Here is a 19,353-nt window from a genome sequence, read left to right on the forward strand (position 1 = left end):
TTTTCAAAAATGATAAAAATAGAAGAACTTACCTACAATTTCATCCACCATTTTTCAGATTTTGAGAAGGATTTGGTGTTGACCAATCATTTCCATTCGGATTGGGAAGCGGATATTTTGTTGGTGAATTCAGAAGGTTTCAGCCACGAAATTGAGATTAAATTTTCTAAAAGTGATTTTAAAAACGACTTTAAAAAGAAGTATCTTAACCAAAAAACCAATCAAAAATTCTTGAAACACGACAAGATTTCTTGTGGCGATTATCTTTGCAACCAATTTAGTTTTCTATTGCCGATGGGAATGATTGCACATGACGAAATTCCCGTACATTGCGGAATCATCGAGTTTTACCACAATCCAGATTCTTGGGAGACCGAATTTTATGAAAGCAGAAAACCTACGCAGGTTCATCAACAACAATTCTGGGATTTGGTAGATAAGGATTTGATGTTGAGGTTGATGGCAAGAAATTATTATTTCAAAAAGCTTGAAGCAAAGGGGAAATTTGAGGAATTGATTTTGCCGAATCAGTTTCTTTCAAAAAAATAAACCGCTCAAAATCTTGAACGGTTTATCTCTTTATTGGGATAATTTTTAAGCTAAAACTTCGGTATCGCCTCTCTGCAAAAGCATTTTGTAGATTAATCCGCCTACAACCGCACCTGCAATTGGAGCAACCCAGAACAACCAAAGTTGGGAAAGAGCTTGTCCGCCAACAAAAACTGCTTGAGACAAAGATCTCGCAGGATTTACTGAAGTGTTGGTAATTGGGATAGAGATTAAGTGAATTAATGTTAAGCATAATCCGATTGCAATTCCCGCGAATTTTCCGTTTGCAAATTTGTCGGTTGTTCCCATAATAACAATTACAAAGAACATCGTTAACAAAAATTCAGCAAGGAAAGCCTGCATTGCGCTGTAGCTTTTTCCGAAGTAAACTGCTGATTCATAAAAATTTGTGGCAAATGATCCCGCTGAACCGTCGCCAGAACCACCATTGATTACAAACAAAGCTCCTGCAGCAGCAATTGCACCAATACACTGTGCCACAATATACGGTAGAAGTTCTTTTCCAGAAAATCTACCACCTGCCATTAATCCGAACGAAACTGCAGGATTAAAATGACCTCCAGAAATGTGTCCTACTGCATAAGCCATGGTAAGAACAGTAAGACCGAAAGCTAAAGCAACTCCTAAAAGTAAGATTCCGAGTTGACCACCGGTTGCAGACGGAGCGATTTGTGAAGCGAAAATCGCACTTCCACACCCACCGAAAACCAACCAAAACGTGCCGAAGAACTCAGCTGCTAATTTTTTTGACATAATAGTTTAATTTTAAAGTTCATTCAAATTTAGAAGTATTTTTTAAATTAAACATTCATATCTTCGGTAAAATTGGGTGTGAAGAAAAAAATCTATAAAGCTTTATTTAATTCATTATTAATTTGTTTATTCGCTAAATTTGTAAAAAAATACAATGCCAAAAAATCTTAGAATTATTTTGTGGTCGGCTGCAGTGATTACCTTTCTTGGATTGGGTTATCTAATTATGCAGTTGATGAAGCCCAATGCGGGAAGCAGCGGTTTGATGATTTTGATTATGCTGTTGCTGGGTTTGGTTTTAGGAGGAATTATAGCATTTCTTGCAACAAAAAATTTTAGAGCTGAAGCACCTGTAATTAAAGAGAGTTCGCACACTATTGCAGAAAGTATGAGGAAGGTTTTCAAGGTGGTTTCTGCCGAAGGACATTTTAACGAGATTTACAATTACGAAGAAAGTACGAAGCTTTTCAACTTTATTCCTTCAAAGAAGAAAGCGTTGGTGATCGTTCAGGCGAAAGTTTTGGTAGGTTATGATTTTGAAAAATTCAAATGGGAAGTCGATGAGCAAAACCGAAAAGTAAAACTCCTCAATTTTCCCGCTCCTGAAATTCTTTCAACAGAAACTGATTATAAATATTACAATATCGAGGAACAGTTTTTTAACCTGTTTAGTAAAGATGATTTGGCCAAGATTCAGCAGAACGGAAAAAGACAGGTCATTGAAGCAGCGAAAAAATCGCACCTTCCGGAAGTGGCTGCAGAACAAATGAGAATGTTGCTAACGGAGCTGCTTGAAACGAAAAACTTTTTTCTGGAGAATCCATCAAAAATCTCTGAAAGCAAAAGTCAGATTGGCTTTTCAGGATTATAGATAATGTCTCCTGTTGAGAAATAGTTGTTTTTAGAGTGTATTATTTTCGATACTTAAATGATGCTTACAATCTGTTGAAATATTGTTATTAATATGCCGTTTGTATTATAACTTTTTATATTTTTACACCCTTAAAATTTTAAATATGATGAAATATTTTTACACGCTATTCTTGGCTGTATTATTACCATTTTTCGCTTTGGCTCAAAAACAGCCGAACGTTTTCACGGTAAATCCACCAACCTTTGACGAAACTGAGGCAATCACCATAACTTTTACAGTAAACGAAACTGCTTATGGTGTTGCAAGTTCTCATGCACTTTATTTGTGGGCCTGGTCAACCGATATCAACGGTGCGCAAGCTGACTGTCCTACAAATGGAACCTGGGCGGCTTCAAATGCTGCAAACAAACTGACTTATGTTTCCAGCTCAGGTTCAACAGGAACGTACACGTTTACGATGAATACTGTAAAATCTTTCTTTGGAAATAGAGCCAATCCACTTAAATCTATCGGATTTTTAGTAAAAACAGTAAACGGTTCTGTACAATCCGAGGACGGATCGCTCAATGTGGGAAGATTTCAGTTTAACCTTACAAATCCACCTGCAGGAAGTATCAATGTAGTGAATTCCGGAACGGTGATCAACATTACAGGGACTGCTTCTTTGGCTGCAAATTATGTGGTGAAATCAAACGGAAATCCAGTTTATACGAGTTCTGCGCCTTCTACAACGCTTAATTATGCCTATACTGTAACACAGGATGCAACAATTGATGTGGTGGCAACGAATCCTGCAGATGGAACTGTGGTTACCAAAACATTCACCGTTTCTTTATCTTTACCGGTAACTTCTGCGCCAATTCCAGCCTACATGAGACAGGGAATTAATTACGATCCTGCAGATCCAACCAAAGTTGGTCTAGCGTTATATGCTCCAGGAAAAGCGTATGTTCATGTTATCGGAAGTTTTAATAACTGGGCGGTGAACGGAAACTATCTCATGAAAAGAGATACTTCAAACACCAATCTCTACTGGATTGAAATTACAGGTTTAACCCCACAACAGATTTATACCTTCCAGTACCGAACTGCGGACGGAATTAAGGTTGCAGATCCTTATTCTCCATTGGTTTTATCTCCTTACGACGATCCATACATCAACCAGAATGCTGTAGTGTATCCTAATCTTCCCGCTTATCCAACAGGACAAAGTTTTGAAGTTTCGGTGATTCAAACTGCAAAACCTGCTTATCCATGGGTGGTGACGAATTTCGCGAAACCTGCTAAAGAAAACCTGATTGTTTATGAACTTTTGGTAAGAGATTTCACCACACAGCAAACTTGGCAGTCATTGATTGATAAAATTTCGTATTTAAAATCGTTGAAAATCAATGCAGTGGAGTTAATGCCTGTGATGGAATTTGACGGAAACAATTCTTGGGGTTATAACACCGCTTTCCATTATGCGTTGGATAAAGCATACGGAACTCCAGAAAAATTCAAGGAATTCATCGACTTATGTCACCAAAATGGAATTGCAGTTATCTTAGATATCGCATTGAATCACGCGACAGGAAGAAATCCACTGGAAAGAATGTGGATGATCGATCCAGATGGTGACGGTTTCGGAGATCCTGCAGCAGATAATCCTTTTTTCAATCAGGTTGCGAAACATTCATACAGCGTATTTAACGACTTTAACCACTCAAAAGCGGAAACAAAATATTACGTGAACCGTGTTTTGGAGCAGTGGATTAAGGAGTATAAAGTTGATGGTTTCCGTTGGGATTTAACCAAAGGTTTCACGCAAGCTTGTACTGCAGGTGACGATACTTGTACTAACGCTTTTCAAATTGACCGAGTAAATATATTAAGAGGTTATGCAGATTATCAATGGAGTTGGGATCCAACTTCTTACGTCATTTTTGAGCATTTAGGAACAGACTCTGAAGAAGCAGCTTGGGCAAACTACAAAATTGCTGAAGGTAAAGGGGTAATGATGTGGGATAAAGAAACCAATCCTTACAATCAGAATACGATGGGATTTGCTACAAACAGTAACTTCAACAGAGTAAAATATTCAGCCCACGGTTTCACAGAAAGAAGAGCAATGAGTTATGGCGAAAGTCATGATGAAGAGCGAATCATGTACAAGAATATTAATTTTGGTGCACCGGGAGCGAACACTCTTGCAGAAGCACTACAAAGACAAAAATCTTATGGTGCCGTGTTTTTAACGGTTCCTGGTCCGAAAATGATTTGGCAGTTTGCGGAACTAGGATTTGATAAGAGTATTTTTATGTGTACCAATGGAACGGTAAATACTGATAATGATGCAACTCCGGGAGATTGTAAACTTGATCCAAAACCATCCGCTTTCGGACTAAATTATGACACAGATGCGGCAAGAAAATCTGTTTATGACACTTGGGCAAAAATTTTAGAGATAAGACTCTCCAGTCAGGTATTTAACACCAAAACTTTTAACGTTGAATCTGGAAACTTAATGCCTAGAATTTTTATTTGGAACGATGCAAGTACTGAACCTTTGAAAAATGTAGTGATTTTGGCCAACTTTACCACTTCATCACAAAGCATTGTTCCAGACTTTCCGTACACAGGAAACTGGGTAAATTTAATGGATAATTCTGCAGTACCTGTTGCAAGTACAACTGCCCCAATTACCATTGAAGCAGGAGGATTCAGAATTTTTGGAAATGCACCTGCTTTGGCAACCAGCGAAACCGGAAATGTGAAGAATGCAGTGAGTTTAGTGATCACTCAAAATCCGGTTACCAACGGAACTGCAAACATCAGATACACGAATGCAGTCAACGGAACTTTAGCGATTTATGACCTTTCAGGAAAATTGGTGAAGTCTGTGAAAACAGCAAAATCTAATGGCGATGAGGCGGTTTCTATCAACGGATTGAAATCAGGAATGTACTTAATTCAATTGAAATCCGACAAAGGTGTTGCGGTAACAAAAATGGTTGTGAAGTAATTAACTTTTGAATAGATCTAAAACGGCTCGCATATTTGCGGGCCGTTTTTTAATAATGAAAATCTTTCGGAGTGTGTTTGATATAATCCCGTAAAACCTGCATTTGCTGTTTGTTTCCTAATTCGACTAATTTCTGATATTTCTCGGGATTATTTAAATCGAAAATTTTTTGCGAAATTTTGTTGGTTTGAACGACTATTTTTGGAAAGATTGCTGAAACTGAAACTTTCGGGATGCTCAAACGTTCATTAATTTCTTTATCGATTAAAAACCAATTCATGCTTTGATGGAGATTCAGCAACAATTTTCTTTGAAACGGATATTTGTAAATGGTGTTTTCAAGATTTTCATCAAGCAACGCTTTTGCTAAATGGATGGAATCTTCATCACCTTTATTCTGGGTAGAACTCCATAAATACAAATGTTCAACGGCTTGCCGTTTATTTTCGGGTAAAAATTCGGGCGGAATTCCCAAAAGATAACCAATGTATTTCCAAAGATGAAAAACTCCCAATTCTTCCTGTTCTGAAATTTTTACTCCTAATTTTTTCAAACCCTGCATGAATACCAAGCTAAAACCGGTATAAGTCGCAATCATATCCCAAGAATTGATGGGTTCTCCCCAATTTTTATAGTCCCAATTTTCAGTTTTTTCCTTGATTTTTACTCGAGCGTAAGAATGCATCAAGCGAGTTCGTACAATCAATTGATAGGCTTCGGAATTGGTTTTCAGTGCGTTTTCTCGTGTAACGTTTACCCAAAACTCAAGGGTGTCTTTTAATCTTTTTACCGCGCCTTTTTTTAAAGCTCCCGTAAAAATCAAAGGTTTGTTGAGGTAGGCAAAATCGTAACCGCCCATCAAAGTGAAATCGCGTAAAATAATCAATGCATTTGTGCCGCTTCTCATGCAGAATCTTGCACCGATGTTGGCTAAATCTTCATTAAACCAAGCCGGAGTTTCCTGCATTTGTAGAAAAAGTTTTTTCACACTTTCGGGAACATTATCGTCTCCAGAAATTTTTGACCTGGAATATTTTTCAATCAAAGAACTTGCTTCGTGATACGGAAGTTTTAGATAGGTTTCCTTTACGACTTCATCACCTAAATCATCAACTTCATAATAAAGATGGGCATACTTTTTAAATTTTTCAACATCAACCCTGTATTCCGCCCAATCTAAAAGCTGTTTTCCGTTTCCTTTTTCCCAAAAATTTTTGAAATGCTGACTTTGAATAAAAGTAGGTTCTGCAACCATTCTAGTTGATTTTTAATGATAAACAAGTTTTCCGTTTTCAATTCTTGCCGCTTTTGTGTAGGGATGTTGCTGGCTTTTTCCAACTCCGATTGTTGAATATCCTATATTCAAAATTTTTTTTGCGGTTATATTGATAAAATTGAAACAAGTTTTACGCCGAAATCTCCTTTACAAATTCTATTGCAAAAGGGATAGTAGTGGAAATCCTTTTTGGCGGCGGCGAAGCCGCCGCCAAAAAGATTGAAACGTATAGCCCGACCCGAGATGCGGGAAGGTTACACCAACATTCAGTAAGCGTTGGAGAGGGATTTGCCATAAAAAAACCTCCCAATCGGAAGGTTTATATTACTCATTGCTAAATGATTATTGCTAATTATAAAGAAGCAGAGTGTACCAACAAATCAGTCAATTTATTAGAATAACCCATTTCGTTGTCATACCAAGAAACCAATTTCACGAAGTTTGGCGACAACATAATTCCTGCATCCTTATCGAACACGGAAGTTCTCTTTTCACCCACGAAATCTTGAGAAACTACGGCATCTTCAGTGTAACCAAGGATTCCTTTCAATTCTCCTTCAGAAGCAGCTTTCATCGCTTGGCAAATTTCTTCGTAAGAAGTTGGTTTTTCTAATCTCACCGTTAAGTCAACTACAGAAACGTCTGCTGTAGGAACTCGGAAAGACATTCCTGTCAATTTTCCGTTCAAAGAAGGGATTACTTTCCCAACCGCTTTTGCAGCACCTGTTGAAGATGGGATAATGTTGTTCAATGCAGAACGACCACCTCTCCAATCTTTTACTGAAGGTCCATCAACAGTTTTTTGTGTTGCTGTTGTAGCATGAACAGTCGTCATTAAACCTTCCACAATTCCAAAATTATCGTGAACTACTTTTGCCAAAGGAGCAAGACAGTTGGTTGTACAGGAAGCGTTGGAGAAAATTTTAATATCGTCGGTCAATTCTTTGTGGTTTACACCCATTACGAACATTGGCGTATCATCTTTTGAAGGAGCAGAAAGAACTACTTTTTTTGCACCTGCGTTGATGTGGGCTTCTGCTGCTTCTTTAGAAAGGAACAAACCTGTAGATTCTACGATATATTCTGCACCTACCTCGTTCCACTTCAAATTATTTGGGTCTTTTTCAGCGGTAACTCTGATTCTTTTTCCGTTAACGATAAGGTCGTTTCCTTCAGTTGAAACTTCCCCTTTGAATTCACCGTGTACAGAATCATATTTCAGCATATACGCCATGTATTCAGCATTGATGAGGTCGTTGATTCCTACTACTTCAATGTTTTCTCTTTCAGTCATTGCTCTGAAAACAAGACGTCCAATTCTACCGAATCCGTTGATTCCTACTTTGATTGTTGACATAATTTTTATTTTAAATTAAATTTTTGGATTACTATTCTTTTTATTTTCTAAAAATTATTCATTCATTTTAATAAATAAATTCTTCAGAAAAAAGTTTTTTTGGTTAAAGCATGATTGATGACGAGAATCTGAAAGCTTCCATCATCCATCATCCATCAATTCTAAATCGCCAAAATCTCTGAAATCTTCAGCAGATTTTGATCAATCTCATTGTGTTTTTTAATGGCTTCCTCAAATGGCGTATAAACCAATTTGTTTGATTTCATTCCTGCCATAACATTGTTTTTTCCTTCCATCAAGCCGATAACAGCGCCATATCCTAACTGACTCGCCAAAACTCTGTCCGCACAACTCGGCGAACCACCACGTTGAATGTGTCCCAAAACCACGACACGAATGTCATAATCAGGGAAACCTGCTTTTGTAGCTTTTGCAATATCATAAATACTTCCTAATTTTTCACCTTCAGCAACTACCACGATGCTTGAAGATTTCCCAGCCTTTTCTGCACGTTCGAAAGTGGCAAAAAGTTCATCAATACTGTCTTTTCGTTCAGGAATTAAAATATCGATCGCACCTGTTGCAATTCCACTGTTTAAGGCGATAAATCCAGCGTCACGTCCCATCACTTCCACGAAAAATACACGGTTGTGCGATGTCGCAGTATCACGAATTTTATCAATGGCTTCCATCGCAGTATTCAAAGCGGTATCGTAACCAATGGTATTATCTGTTCCGAATATATCGTTATCAATCGTTCCCGGAACACCGATTACTTTGATTCCGAATTCTTCGTTAAAAATTTTCGCTCCTGTAAAAGTTCCGTCTCCACCGATGCAAACCAATGCGTCAATTCCTCTTTTTACCAAGTTGTCGTAAGCTTTTTGACGGCCTTCTTTTGTTTTAAATTCAAGTGAACGAGCCGATTTCAAAATCGTTCCACCTTCTGTAATGATGTTTTTTACGGAACGGGGTCCCATTTTGATGAAGTCGTCATTAATTAAACCGTTATAACCTTCACGGATTCCGTAACATTCTATGTTGTAATGATTTGCAGTTCTTACTACCGCTCTCAATGCAGCGTTCATTCCCGGCGCGTCGCCTCCTGAAGTAAATACTGCAATCTTCTTTACTGCGCTTTCTTCCATGTGTAAAAATTTCAGTACAAATTTACGAAAAAGAGGTGAAATAATTAAATGTTTAAAGGGGAAGATTTTTGTTTTGTCAATGTTTATTTTCAGATTTCAATCCATTCTAACTTGTCACTCCTACGGAGCTTCCTCCCACTAATCAAAATTCTCCTACAAACTTTCCCGTTCCACGGAGTTAGATTTTATTACTATTTCTTATTGATTTTAGCATGCTTGTCAAATTTTCAGTAAATGGTGTCATGAATGTAAGAATTCCGAATGATCAGAAACTTATTATTGGCTTCGTAGAAGCCGTAAGTTTGTAGTTAAGCAGAGGGATGTTTTTAGGGAGCTCCGTAGGAGAGACAAGTTAAGTGGTAAATTATTGGTCATATTGTTAGTAAAATTCTTAATTTCGCCAAATGTTGAAAAACAAAACCACACGAACATTTCTAGCGACACTTTTTACAGGGGTCTATCTTTTCGTGGTGTTGTTTTCACAAAATTTTCACAATCACGGAAGTGGTGAAGTTTTCAAGGATTTTCATTTTCAGAAAACGGAAAAAACTTTTTCACAAGGACATTCCATCCATGAGTTTACCGACTGTCTTTCGTGCCACATTTCTCACGAGGGAAAATATTTGATTCCACAGGATTTCAGTTTCAACTTTAACCATTTTTCTGAATTCAAGAAACAGATTTTTGCTTATCAGCAACGGTTTGCAAAGCTTCAGCTTTTCTATTTCCAACTTCGCGGCCCGCCTGCAAATTTCATTTAATTAAAAACATTTTTTAGCGAATTGTAGCGCAAAAGACTTAATTTGAAGTCTTTGCATTTTCGTATTCCATCCATTCAAAAATTTAATTTTAATGAAATTTATTATTCATATCTGTTTGGTCTTTTGCGGACTGACTTTTTTTAACGCACAAAACACATTTAGTATTCAGGGAAAAGTGATTGATTTTCACGACAAAGTTCCCTTAAGCAACACCTCCATAAAAATTGGAAACTACAGCACAACTTCCGACGAAAACGGAAATTTTACCTTTAATAATGTTAATAAAGGAACCTACACTTTAACCGCAAATCATCCCAATTGCGACACTTTTACAGAAAAAATAGAGGTGAATAAGGATTTGGAAATCACCCTAAATCTTGAACATCACATTGCGGATATTGAAACCGTTACCATTCACGGAACGCATAAAAACAATGCTTCCATGATTGTGAAAACATTGGATAAAGAAGCTATTGCAAGAAATTCCACCGCAAACTTGGGAAATATTTTATCGAATATTTCGGGAGTTGGAGCATTAAAAACGGGAAATAATATTGCAAAACCTATTATTCACGGACTTTACGGAAGTCGTGTTCCCATCATCAACAATGGCGTGAAAATGGCGGAACAGGAATGGGGAGTGGAACATGCTCCAAATGTGGACATTAATAATTTTGAACACATCGATGTTATCAAAGGCGCATCTGCATTGAAATACGGAAGCGACGCAATCGGTGGAGTTGTGGTGATGGAACCAGAAGTTTTTCCAAAAAAAGACACTGTAAAAGGTTCGGCAAATTTGTCGGGAATTTCAAATGGTCGTGGAATTGGATTCGATTTACATCTTTTGAAAACTTGGGAAAATGGTTGGGCTGTAAAAACGAATGGCGGTTTCAAGAAATTGGGAGATTTAAAAACACCTCACTACAATCTGATGAACACAGGTCTTGAAGCCAATTCTTTTAATATCACAGTTCAGAAAAATTCTTTTTTGCGGGGAATTTCTTTCGATTACAACGTGACGAATCAGCAAATCGGGATTTATCGCGGTTCGGACATCGGAAATTTGGAGGATTTTTATAAGGCTTTAACAACGGATGTTCCTATTTATCAAAGGGATTTTTCTTATTCGATTGATAATCCTAAACAGGACGTTCAACATCATCTTGCAAAAATTTCTGCTTTTAAAAGGTTTGAAAATTTAGGAAAAATTTCGATGGATTACAGTTTTCAGTACAACCACAGAAAAGAGTTTGATGTGCGCCGTGGTGAATTGTCGCAATTTCCTTCTTTGGATTTGGAATTATTTACCAATCAGTTCAATATCAATGATTTAATTGAAAGGCAATATTGGAATTTAGAAACGGGAATCGATTTGATGTATCAGTATAATTATTCCACTCCCGAAACTCAAGCCAGAAGATTGGTTCCGAATTATAACAAATATTCGGGTGGAATTTATTCCATTTTTAAATATAAAATGACACCGAGACTAAATGCAGAAGCAGGTTTAAGATTCGATGTCACCAAATACGAAGTAAAAAAATGGTACGATTTGAGCACCTGGGAAAATCTGTATGCCGAAAATTTCCCACAGTTTTACGTGAACACAGAAGGAAACCGAGTTTTCACCAATCCGATTTTGAATTACAAAAATCTTTCTTTCAATGCAGGTTTGGAACTTAAACCATCTAATAATTTCGATATAAAATTCAATTATGCGAAGGTGGGACGAACTCCCAATATTGCAGAACTTTTTGCGGACGGACTTCACCATTCTGCCGCCGTAATCGAGGTTGGAAATATGGGAATGAAAAATGAGGACGGTCATCAATTTAATTTGAATATCGATTCGAAACTCGACGTTCTTCAAGGTTTGCAGATTTCGGTAAATCCGTATTTATTTTTAACTAAAAATTTCATCACCGAAGTTCCGACGGGAATTCAAAACACGATTCGTGGCGTTTTTCCTGTATGGAGTTATGAGCAAATTGATGCAAAAATGTACGGATTGGATTTTGACGCGAATTTGAAAATCAACGAAAACTTTATTTATAAAGGCAGATTCTCTTATGTGTACGGACAAGATTTAACCAACAATCAGCCATTAATTCTGATGTTGCCGCCGAATTTTTCCAACATTTTGGAGTTTTCAAAAGCGGAATGGAAGAACTTCTATTTTAAAGTAGAAAATCAAACTTTCTTACATCAAAACAGATTTCCGAAATATAATCCATCGATATCTATTTACGAAAATGGGGTAGAAGTGGAGAAAACTTTAGATTTGTCAACGCCGCCTCCAACTTATTCTTTGTGGGGAATTCAAACGGGAATTGATTTCAGCAAACGTTTTTCCGCAGGTTTGAATGTGACGAATCTTTTCAACAAAAACTATAAAGATTATTTGAACAGAATGCGGTTTTTCTCTTATGAAATGGGCAGGAATTTTATTCTGAACATTAAATATAATTTTTAAGCTGGATGATGGAAGTTGGAAGCTGGAAGATGAAAATTCAATCATCAGGAAGTAACCATTTCAAACAACTTCAAACTATTCAAACTATTTCAAACAATTAATAAAATGAAACATTTAAAATACATCATACTTTTCTTAACCTTAATCCTAACATTTTCCTGTTCAAGAGCGGATGAAGACTTGGACGTTCTTTCACAAGAGGATATTTCAAACATCATTCTGAACGTGAAAGACGATGCAACGGGAATTACGCAAACTTATAATTACACCATAAATTCCGTTACAAATCCTGTCATCAAATTAACGGACGGAAAATCTTACACCGTAAACGCCATTTTCCTCAATGGAAATGAAGACGAAACCGAAAGCATCAAAGCCGCAAAAGATGAACATTTCCTGATTTTCGATTTTCAAGGTTCGCAAATTAATCTGACAAGGATTGATGATGCTTCTTCCACAAGAACAGACGGAAATAGAGTCGGTTTAATGACCAAATGGAATGTGGTAAAAGCCATCAATTCTACATCGCCACAATTGGTTTTGACGGTAAATCACGATGCAGTTTCAGTCAGCGAACAACAGAATGGAACCGCTTTCGGAACTGCAAACGGCGGTGAGACGGATGCAATGGCGATTTTTGGGATTTCGAATTAAATAGATTCCACTTCGTTCGGAATGACTTCCTCCCAATAAAGACCAAGGCGGGAATCGGCGCGGCTTCGCCGCGCCGATTCCCGCCAAAATATAGCGATGAATGTTGTCATTCCGAGCGAAGCGAGGAATCCGATTGATTTTTAGGCTTAATTTACTTTTTCAAATAAAATCAATCTATGCAAAAATTGCCATTGATTTTCATTTAAATAAGTCAAAAAAAATTCCTATTTTTGCAACCTAAAATTTTAATCAATAATGAACGTTACAGCGACAAAACATGATGATGTAAGTGCATTGCTTACAGTGACTTTAGATAAATCAGACTACAAAGACCAAGTTGAAAAACAGCTCATCAATTATGCGAAAAACGCACAGGTTCCAGGTTTCAGAAAAGGAAAAGTGCCATTAAGCATGGTGAGAAAGCAATATGAAGCAGGAATCGCTTTCGAGGAAATCAACAAGCAGGTTTCTGATGCGCTGAACAATTATATCAACGAAAATAATTTGAGATTGGTTGGTCAACCTGTTCCACAACCGGTAGATGATTTCAACCACAATGCAGAGCAACTTTCTGTGGCTTTCGAAGTAGGTTACGAACCAAATTTCACGGTAGATTTGTCAAAATATGAAGCGCCTCACTACAAAGTAGAAGCATCTGACAAAGAAATCGGACAAAGCATCGAAAACATGCAGAAGCGTTTCGCAACTCAGGTTCCACAGGATAAAATTGGGAAAGATTCTCACATCGCTTTAGAAGTGACGCAAATCGTTGAAGAAAATGCGGAAGGTGAACATCATCACGCTCCAAAACAAACCGTTGTGAATGCCGACAAAAAGGAAGCTTTCAAATTGGTAAAAGATTTGGCGATGGATGGAACCGTGAAAGTAACTAAAGCTGATTTGAAAAAAAATGAAGAATTGGCGAAAGAATTAGGTTTCAGCAAAGAGGAAGTTGAGCATCTTCACCACGACGAATTAGAGGTGAAAGTGAAAGATTTCTACGGTTTGGATTTGGCTGAATTAAATCAAGATTTGTTCGACAAAGTGTACGGTGAAGGAACGGTAAAATCTGAAGACGAATTGAAATCTAAAGTAAAATCTGAACTGGATGAATATTTCCAACAGAATGCGGATGTACATTTCGTGAACAAAATTTTGGCTCAAATCAACGAGAAAGAAGAAGTAAAACTACCTGAAACTTTCTTGACGAAATGGTTGATGTTCAGCAACGAAAACATCACCTCTGAAGAACAGGCAAAAGAAATTTTGGAAGCTGAGAAAAACGTGTTGAAATACCAAATCCTTGAAGGAAAATTGATGAACGACAACGAAATCAAGTTGGAATATTCAGACGTTCTTGGACAGGCGGAACAATTGGTGAGAAATCAGTTGGCAATCTACGGAATCCATCATTTAAGCGATGAGGAAATCCAAAAATATGCGGTTGAAATGTTGAAAGACCAAGAACAAGTTCGTCAGATTTCATCTGAAGTTGCTATGGCAAAACTGAAAGACGTAATCCTTGAAAAAGCATCTAAAAAAGAAACCAAAATCTCTCACGACGAGTTCTTGGAAGAATTGAAAAAGTAAGTAATCGCACCGATTTCCCCTCTTTCAGAGGCGTGTCTTCAACCTGTTGAAGATGGGGTGTTTAAAATAGTAAATCCGTTTCAGAAATGAAACGGATTTTTTTATATGAGCAATTCTTGAATTTTTTTGAGCCACACAGGTACATAGTTTCTATGTGACTTGTGGCTTTTATTAATTATTGGTAACTGAAAAACACAATATTTTCATTTTCAGCGAGGTAATTTTCAAGTCTTGTAACTTTATTCGCATCTATGTGCATGTCGAGAATCACCTGAATTTCTCCTTTTTCCTTTTGCAATCCAACTTCATTAACATCTTTTGCAATCTGCCTCAAATCATTAAGAATAGCATCTTTCTCTTCCACAAAATTTTTTGCTTGAATATGGAGTTTCAAAGTCTTATTATGATTTTGGGGCAAGAAATTTTTCGACAAATATTCTGCGGAGTAAATCACGAAAAGTGCAGAACCCAAAAAGGTAAACGCCAGATAAACTTCGCCAAAACCAATCGACATTCCCACCGCAGCTGCAATCCAAATAATTCCTGCCGTCGTTAACCCACGAACACTGAATCCCTGCTTGAAAATAACACCCGCTCCCAAAAAACCAATTCCGCTCACGATATAGGAAGCAATTCTTGTTGGGTCGCCTGTTCCCGAAACTTTGTAAGAAAGGATTGAAAACAAGGTGGAACCCAAACAAATCACGGTAATGGTTTTTAATCCCGCAGATTTGTCCTTCATTTCCCGCTCAAAACCTAAAATAAGTCCTGCAATGGCGGAAAGGATGGCTTTGTAAACATCTAAAAGTTCAAAATGTTCCAAATTTTTTCTTTTAAAGGTAAGGCTTTTTTTAAGAATTAAATTCTTTGTTCCATTCTTCCGCAGCTTCACAAAGAGTGGTGTAGAATTCTTCACCGTATTTTCTGATTAAAGGAGTTTTCAAAAATTTATAAACAGGCACTTTCAATTCCTTTCCCAGAATGCACGCATCTTTGCAGACATCCCACTCATGATAATTCAATGCCGTGAAGGTAGAGTATTCATTCACCCGAATTGGATAAAGGTGACAGGAAATCGGTTTTTGCCAATCTACAGCGCCGTCTTCATACGCTTTTTCGATGCCACATTTGGTGATGCCTCTTTCGTCAAAAATCACATACGCACATTCTTCACCATTCACCATTGGAGTTACAAAATCGCCATCCATCGGATCGACCGTCCAAGTTCCCTGTTCTTCCAAAGCTTTCACTCCTTCAGGACGAAGATAAGGCTTTACCTGGTCAAAAATTTTATCGAGAATTTCGGTTTCATATTTTTCCAAAGGCGCACCAACTTCACCTGCAACGCAACACGCACCTTTGCATTTGCTGAGGTTACACACGAATTCTTCAGAAAAAATATCTTCAGAAATTAATTTATTTTCAATTTGAATCATTTAAATTATTTGAAGTTGTTTTTTATTTTTTGATTTTGTTTGAAATGGCGATTCAAAAAATCAAATTTCTTTTTAATTATGATTAACAATCGGCTCTTATCAATTAAAGAAAAAGTTGGTGAGTTTAAAAATCACCAAACACAGAATAATCGTCCACAAACCGACTTCCCTCATCCAATATTTTGGGAGAAAACGCAGCATTCTACTCAAAATAATCGAAGAAGGAAGCGCAAGTAAAAGCAAATACTCGTAATTTTTTCCCATGTATAAAACAATCGTAATTAATTGTGCAATCGAAAAAACCAACAAAAAGGCATACTTGAATTTGCTTGTCGGACTTTTCTTATTAAAATTTCTAAAGTGATCCATTACCGCATGAATCAACATTAAAGCAACAGGAATTAACCAGGCAAGATTTTGTAAATCCGTCGAAGGTTTAAAATTTCTGAACGGAAAATAAGCAGGATTCCAAGAATTATAATCAAGGAAATAAACAATTCCAAAGTAGGAAATTGCAATGAGAAACGCACCAAAAAATAACCTAAAAATATGCAGCCCTATTCTGTCTGAAGTCCCAATAATATGGAAAACTACGAAAATCGCCATCGGCCAAGTTGTAGGCAAAAAGATGAAATTAATCGCCAAAATTGCTCCCACCAAAATATAAGAATTTTTCCGCACCGACATTTCGGTATTGGTTAAAAGCAACAAAATAATGGAATTGGTAAAAAGCGCGACCGCAATTCCAATGTCTAAATCTCCCGGATAAAATGCGAAAATAAAAGCGGTATACAGAAAAAGCGGAAGATGGGTTTGATAATTCAGCGCAATCGCATTAAAACAAAAATATCCCAAAGCAACACCCGCAAAAGTAATGATGGCGGAAATTACATCTAACCTACTGTAATCCAAAAAGTTAAAGCCAATTACAATTAAAAGAAGCACGCCAATGTAAACAGGAACTGAAAAAATATTGCTTTCTTTTGAAAGTAATCGAAACATTTTTTATAAATTTGTGCAAAGTTAATTTAAAAAAGGAAAATAATGACGTCTTTTTGGCTATTCTTAAGCAGTGTTTTCAAATGGTCTTTCGGATTTTTTGATTTTGCAGGAAATTTCGTGAACTGGATTTTATTCATCGTTGCAACTGTTTTATTCTGCTATTGGTGCTATGTTTTGGTAGTAACTTTAGGTGGTGACAAAGACAAGGAATATTTTTCGCCAACAGAAGGTCATCATCCTTACTACGATCCAAAAATCATGAAAAAAGAAAACTAAATAATTGATCTTTATATTTATTATAAAAGAATCCCTGGAATTTTATTTTCAGGGATTTTTGTTGCGTCATTGCGAGAACGAGGTTCGAAGCAATCCTTCAATCCTATTTTTTTTCTAATGAATCGGAATCACCAATACCGGAATCGGTGACCTTCTCGTAAGTTCCTTGGTTAAACTTCCTACGAAAACATCATACATATTGCTTCTTCCGTGTGAACCCATCACGATGTAGCCTGCATTTTTTTCTTTGGCATATTCCAAAATAATATCTCCTGCAACGCCTTGTTTCAGCATGTGTTCGCAATCTACGTCGTGTGCAATTACTTTTTGTTGAAGATTATTCAAGCGCAAAAATTCTTCTTTAATTTCATTCTGTTCCACTTCCGGGAAATATTGGAAACCCATATCGCCAATCGCAAAACCAATATCTGCAGGTGCAACGTGAATCAGGCAGATTTTTCCGCGGGTTTCTTTCGCAAATTTCAATGCACCTTCCAAAAGTTTGTCGGTCGCATCTGAAAAATCGATGGGTAAAACAATGTTAATCATGACTTTTAATTTTGTTCCTTAAAGTTACAGAATTTTTTCTAAATTAAAAATCGACAGCAGAAAAATCATAAAATAAATTTGAAATAAAGGGATTCCGCTCTTTCAGAGGGGTGACAAAAATTTGATAAATTTTTACACGGGGTGTTTTGTTTATTGAATCCTCAAATCCAAAACTTTCTGTTCTTCAAGATAAGCTTCTAAAATATCGTTTTCAGAAACCTTCCCAACACCTTTCGGGGTTCCCGTAAAAATTAAATCACCCACTCTCAAAGTAAAGTACTGCGAAACAAAAGCGATGATTTTTTCGGGTGAAAACATCATCAACGAAGTGTTTCCGTTTTGCACTTCTTCTTTATTTTTAAGTAAGGTGAAATTCAAATTTTTTAAATCAAAATCTTCTTTTTTGTAAAATTCAGAAATTACAGCAGAACCGTCAAATCCTTTCGCCAATTCCCACGGAAGTCCTTTTTCTTTAAGTTCAGACTGTAAATCTCTCGCAGTGAAATCGATTCCCAAACCAATTTCCTCAAAATATTTGTCGGCATTTTCTTCCTGAATGTACTTTCCGCCTTTTGAAATTTTAAGCACCACTTCCAATTCGTAATGAACATCATTCGAAAATTCAGGAATATAGAAATCGGAACCTTTTTTCAAAACCGCAGTGTCGGGTTTCATAAAGATGACCGGATTTTCAGGAATTTCGTTTCCTAATTCTTTGGCGTGGTCTGCATAATTTCTGCCGATACAGATGATTTTCATGATTGATAAATGATAAATGATAATTGATGAATGATAATTGATGAATGATGATTGGTATTTATCCTAACTATTGAATCCAAATGCAACCATTTGCACCAATTTAGAACTTGGACTTCAACTGAATTCCCGTCAAAACCTTCTTCGTGTAAAGCGGAAAATCAGCATTCTGAATCCATCCAAAATATCCCAAATCTTTTTGGAAAACGTCTTTCACTCGTTGTCCTTTATATTTCCCGAAAGTGAAAATTTCCTTTTCATCTTCGTCAAATGCAATGAATCCTGCCAAATCAGCAAATTTATTGTGAAATGAAAATTCGCTCAAACCTGCAATATCTTTTGGAAGGTCTTCATAATGACCAACTTGCGCATCCAAAACCTCGAAAGTCGCCAAAACATCAGCTTCCGCAGAATGGGCATTTTCCAAAGATTTTCCGCAATAAAAGTTGTAGGCGGCAGTCAAATTTCTCGGTTCCATTTTATGGAAAATCGTTTGTGCATCGACTAATTTGAATTTGCTCAAATCAAAATCAATTCCTGCTCTCAATAATTCTTCCGCCAAAAGTGGCACGTCAAAACGGTTGGAATTGAATCCGCCCAAATCGCTTCCCGAAATCATTTCCATAATTTTTGGGGCAATTTCTTTGAATTTCGGAGCGTCTTTAACGTCTTCATCATAAATTCCATGAACGGCGCTTGATTCTTTTGGGATATACATTTCAGGATTTACCAGCCAAGTTTTGCTTTCACGGGACGAATCGGGATTGACTTTTAAGATGCAGATTTCAACAATTCTATCTTTAGCGACGTTGGTTCCTGTGGTTTCTAAATCGAAGATGCAGAGTGGTTTATGTAATTTTATGTTCATAAA

Annotated in this window: 18 protein-coding genes; 8 read left to right on the forward strand and 10 right to left on the reverse strand. The window is 36.9% G+C overall.

Features of this window, described 5'->3' with window-relative positions:
• Nucleotides 1-9: 9 nt before the first annotated feature.
• A complete protein-coding gene (locus tag J4771_RS12525) occupies nucleotides 10-549 on the forward strand; it encodes a hypothetical protein (RefSeq protein ID WP_224135327.1) in 540 nt (179 codons plus the stop codon).
• A gap of 45 nt (nucleotides 550-594) precedes the next feature.
• Here J4771_RS12525 and aqpZ read toward each other — a convergent pair whose 3' ends face one another.
• On the reverse strand, nucleotides 595-1,323 hold the full coding sequence (gene aqpZ / locus J4771_RS12530) for an aquaporin Z (RefSeq protein ID WP_224135328.1): 729 nt from the start codon (nucleotides 1,321-1,323) through the stop codon (nucleotides 595-597).
• A 154-nt stretch (nucleotides 1,324-1,477) separates the two neighbouring features.
• On the opposite strand from aqpZ, the gene J4771_RS12535 reads away from it, so the two are divergent.
• On the forward strand, nucleotides 1,478-2,194 hold the full coding sequence (locus J4771_RS12535; protein ID WP_224135329.1) for a DUF4230 domain-containing protein: 717 nt from the start codon (nucleotides 1,478-1,480) through the stop codon (nucleotides 2,192-2,194).
• Nucleotides 2,195-2,339: 145 nt separating this feature from the next.
• A complete protein-coding gene (locus tag J4771_RS12540) occupies nucleotides 2,340-5,201 on the forward strand; it encodes an alpha-amylase family glycosyl hydrolase (protein ID WP_317196350.1) in 2,862 nt (953 codons plus the stop codon).
• Nucleotides 5,202-5,250: 49 nt separating this feature from the next.
• Here the strand turns inward: J4771_RS12540 and J4771_RS12545 are convergent, their stop codons facing one another.
• From J4771_RS12545 to pfkA, 3 genes are all read right to left on the reverse strand, one after another.
• Nucleotides 5,251-6,456 carry an oxygenase MpaB family protein gene (locus tag J4771_RS12545; protein ID WP_224135330.1) on the reverse strand — a complete coding sequence of 402 codons (1,206 nt, stop codon included), beginning with the start codon at nucleotides 6,454-6,456 and terminating at the stop codon, nucleotides 5,251-5,253.
• Nucleotides 6,457-6,829: 373 nt separating this feature from the next.
• Nucleotides 6,830-7,834: a type I glyceraldehyde-3-phosphate dehydrogenase gene (gene gap, locus J4771_RS12550; RefSeq protein ID WP_224135331.1), complete on the reverse strand. Its 1,005-nt coding sequence runs from the start codon at nucleotides 7,832-7,834 to the stop codon at nucleotides 6,830-6,832.
• A gap of 161 nt (nucleotides 7,835-7,995) precedes the next feature.
• On the reverse strand, nucleotides 7,996-8,982 hold the full coding sequence (gene pfkA, locus J4771_RS12555) for a 6-phosphofructokinase (protein ID WP_224135332.1): 987 nt from the start codon (nucleotides 8,980-8,982) through the stop codon (nucleotides 7,996-7,998).
• Nucleotides 8,983-9,386: 404 nt separating this feature from the next.
• Between pfkA and J4771_RS12560 the strand changes: the two genes are divergently transcribed.
• From J4771_RS12560 to J4771_RS12575, 4 genes are all read left to right on the forward strand, one after another.
• Nucleotides 9,387-9,743, forward strand: a complete 357-nt coding sequence (locus tag J4771_RS12560) for a hypothetical protein (RefSeq protein WP_224135333.1) — start codon at nucleotides 9,387-9,389, stop codon at nucleotides 9,741-9,743.
• A 91-nt stretch (nucleotides 9,744-9,834) separates the two neighbouring features.
• Entirely contained in the window at nucleotides 9,835-12,219 is a 2,385-nt protein-coding gene (locus tag J4771_RS12565; protein WP_224135334.1) for a TonB-dependent receptor, read from the forward strand.
• Between the two features lie 105 nt (nucleotides 12,220-12,324).
• Nucleotides 12,325-12,873: a hypothetical protein gene (locus J4771_RS12570; protein ID WP_224135335.1), complete on the forward strand. Its 549-nt coding sequence runs from the start codon at nucleotides 12,325-12,327 to the stop codon at nucleotides 12,871-12,873.
• A 255-nt stretch (nucleotides 12,874-13,128) separates the two neighbouring features.
• Nucleotides 13,129-14,463, forward strand: a complete 1,335-nt coding sequence (locus tag J4771_RS12575; RefSeq protein WP_224135336.1) for a trigger factor — start codon at nucleotides 13,129-13,131, stop codon at nucleotides 14,461-14,463.
• A 175-nt stretch (nucleotides 14,464-14,638) separates the two neighbouring features.
• Here the strand turns inward: J4771_RS12575 and J4771_RS12580 are convergent, their stop codons facing one another.
• From J4771_RS12580 to J4771_RS12590, 3 genes are all read right to left on the reverse strand, one after another.
• On the reverse strand, nucleotides 14,639-15,286 hold the full coding sequence (locus J4771_RS12580; protein WP_224135337.1) for an MgtC/SapB family protein: 648 nt from the start codon (nucleotides 15,284-15,286) through the stop codon (nucleotides 14,639-14,641).
• A 28-nt stretch (nucleotides 15,287-15,314) separates the two neighbouring features.
• Nucleotides 15,315-15,899 carry a DUF3109 family protein gene (locus tag J4771_RS12585; protein WP_224135338.1) on the reverse strand — a complete coding sequence of 195 codons (585 nt, stop codon included), beginning with the start codon at nucleotides 15,897-15,899 and terminating at the stop codon, nucleotides 15,315-15,317.
• Nucleotides 15,900-15,998: 99 nt separating this feature from the next.
• A complete protein-coding gene (locus J4771_RS12590) occupies nucleotides 15,999-16,901 on the reverse strand; it encodes a DUF6427 family protein (protein WP_224135339.1) in 903 nt (300 codons plus the stop codon).
• 42 nt (nucleotides 16,902-16,943) lie between these two features.
• On the opposite strand from J4771_RS12590, the gene J4771_RS12595 reads away from it, so the two are divergent.
• Nucleotides 16,944-17,177, forward strand: coding sequence for a hypothetical protein (locus J4771_RS12595; protein ID WP_224135340.1), 234 nt, complete (start codon nucleotides 16,944-16,946; stop codon nucleotides 17,175-17,177).
• A gap of 114 nt (nucleotides 17,178-17,291) precedes the next feature.
• Here J4771_RS12595 and J4771_RS12600 read toward each other — a convergent pair whose 3' ends face one another.
• From J4771_RS12600 to J4771_RS12610, 3 genes are all read right to left on the reverse strand, one after another.
• The gene (locus J4771_RS12600; protein WP_224135341.1) at nucleotides 17,292-17,726 is read right to left on the reverse strand and encodes a universal stress protein; all 435 of its coding nucleotides are present in this window, start codon (nucleotides 17,724-17,726) and stop codon (nucleotides 17,292-17,294) included.
• 150 nt (nucleotides 17,727-17,876) lie between these two features.
• A complete protein-coding gene (locus J4771_RS12605; RefSeq protein WP_224135342.1) occupies nucleotides 17,877-18,485 on the reverse strand; it encodes a fumarylacetoacetate hydrolase family protein in 609 nt (202 codons plus the stop codon).
• A gap of 100 nt (nucleotides 18,486-18,585) precedes the next feature.
• Complete coding sequence (locus J4771_RS12610) at nucleotides 18,586-19,350, reverse strand: 3'-5' exonuclease (protein WP_224135343.1); 765 nt, start codon at nucleotides 19,348-19,350, stop codon at nucleotides 18,586-18,588.
• Nucleotides 19,351-19,353 lie beyond the last annotated feature (3 nt).

It is taken from the genome of Candidatus Kaistella beijingensis (genome assembly GCF_020084865.1).
Taxonomy (GTDB): domain Bacteria; phylum Bacteroidota; class Bacteroidia; order Flavobacteriales; family Weeksellaceae; genus Kaistella; species Kaistella beijingensis.

Bases quoted from the DNA above. Each gene is read 5' to 3' on its own strand.
- gap (WP_224135331.1), bottom strand. From the start codon at position 7,834: ATGTCAACAATCAAAGTAGGAATCAACGGATTCGGTAGAATTGGACGT.
- J4771_RS12540 (WP_317196350.1), top strand. From the start codon at position 2,340: ATGATGAAATATTTTTACACGCTATTCTTGGCTGTATTATTACCATTT.
- J4771_RS12545 (WP_224135330.1), bottom strand. From the start codon at position 6,456: ATGGTTGCAGAACCTACTTTTATTCAAAGTCAGCATTTCAAAAATTTT.
- J4771_RS12600 (WP_224135341.1), bottom strand. From the start codon at position 17,726: ATGATTAACATTGTTTTACCCATCGATTTTTCAGATGCGACCGACAAA.
- pfkA (WP_224135332.1), bottom strand. From the start codon at position 8,982: ATGGAAGAAAGCGCAGTAAAGAAGATTGCAGTATTTACTTCAGGAGGC.
- J4771_RS12565 (WP_224135334.1), top strand. From the start codon at position 9,835: ATGAAATTTATTATTCATATCTGTTTGGTCTTTTGCGGACTGACTTTT.
- J4771_RS12575 (WP_224135336.1), top strand. From the start codon at position 13,129: ATGAACGTTACAGCGACAAAACATGATGATGTAAGTGCATTGCTTACA.
- J4771_RS12560 (WP_224135333.1), top strand. From the start codon at position 9,387: ATGTTGAAAAACAAAACCACACGAACATTTCTAGCGACACTTTTTACA.
- J4771_RS12595 (WP_224135340.1), top strand. From the start codon at position 16,944: ATGACGTCTTTTTGGCTATTCTTAAGCAGTGTTTTCAAATGGTCTTTC.
- aqpZ (WP_224135328.1), bottom strand. From the start codon at position 1,323: ATGTCAAAAAAATTAGCAGCTGAGTTCTTCGGCACGTTTTGGTTGGTT.
- J4771_RS12585 (WP_224135338.1), bottom strand. From the start codon at position 15,899: ATGATTCAAATTGAAAATAAATTAATTTCTGAAGATATTTTTTCTGAA.
- J4771_RS12525 (WP_224135327.1), top strand. From the start codon at position 10: ATGATAAAAATAGAAGAACTTACCTACAATTTCATCCACCATTTTTCA.
- J4771_RS12590 (WP_224135339.1), bottom strand. From the start codon at position 16,901: ATGTTTCGATTACTTTCAAAAGAAAGCAATATTTTTTCAGTTCCTGTT.
- J4771_RS12535 (WP_224135329.1), top strand. From the start codon at position 1,478: ATGCCAAAAAATCTTAGAATTATTTTGTGGTCGGCTGCAGTGATTACC.
- J4771_RS12570 (WP_224135335.1), top strand. From the start codon at position 12,325: ATGAAACATTTAAAATACATCATACTTTTCTTAACCTTAATCCTAACA.
- J4771_RS12605 (WP_224135342.1), bottom strand. From the start codon at position 18,485: ATGAAAATCATCTGTATCGGCAGAAATTATGCAGACCACGCCAAAGAA.
- J4771_RS12610 (WP_224135343.1), bottom strand. From the start codon at position 19,350: ATGAACATAAAATTACATAAACCACTCTGCATCTTCGATTTAGAAACC.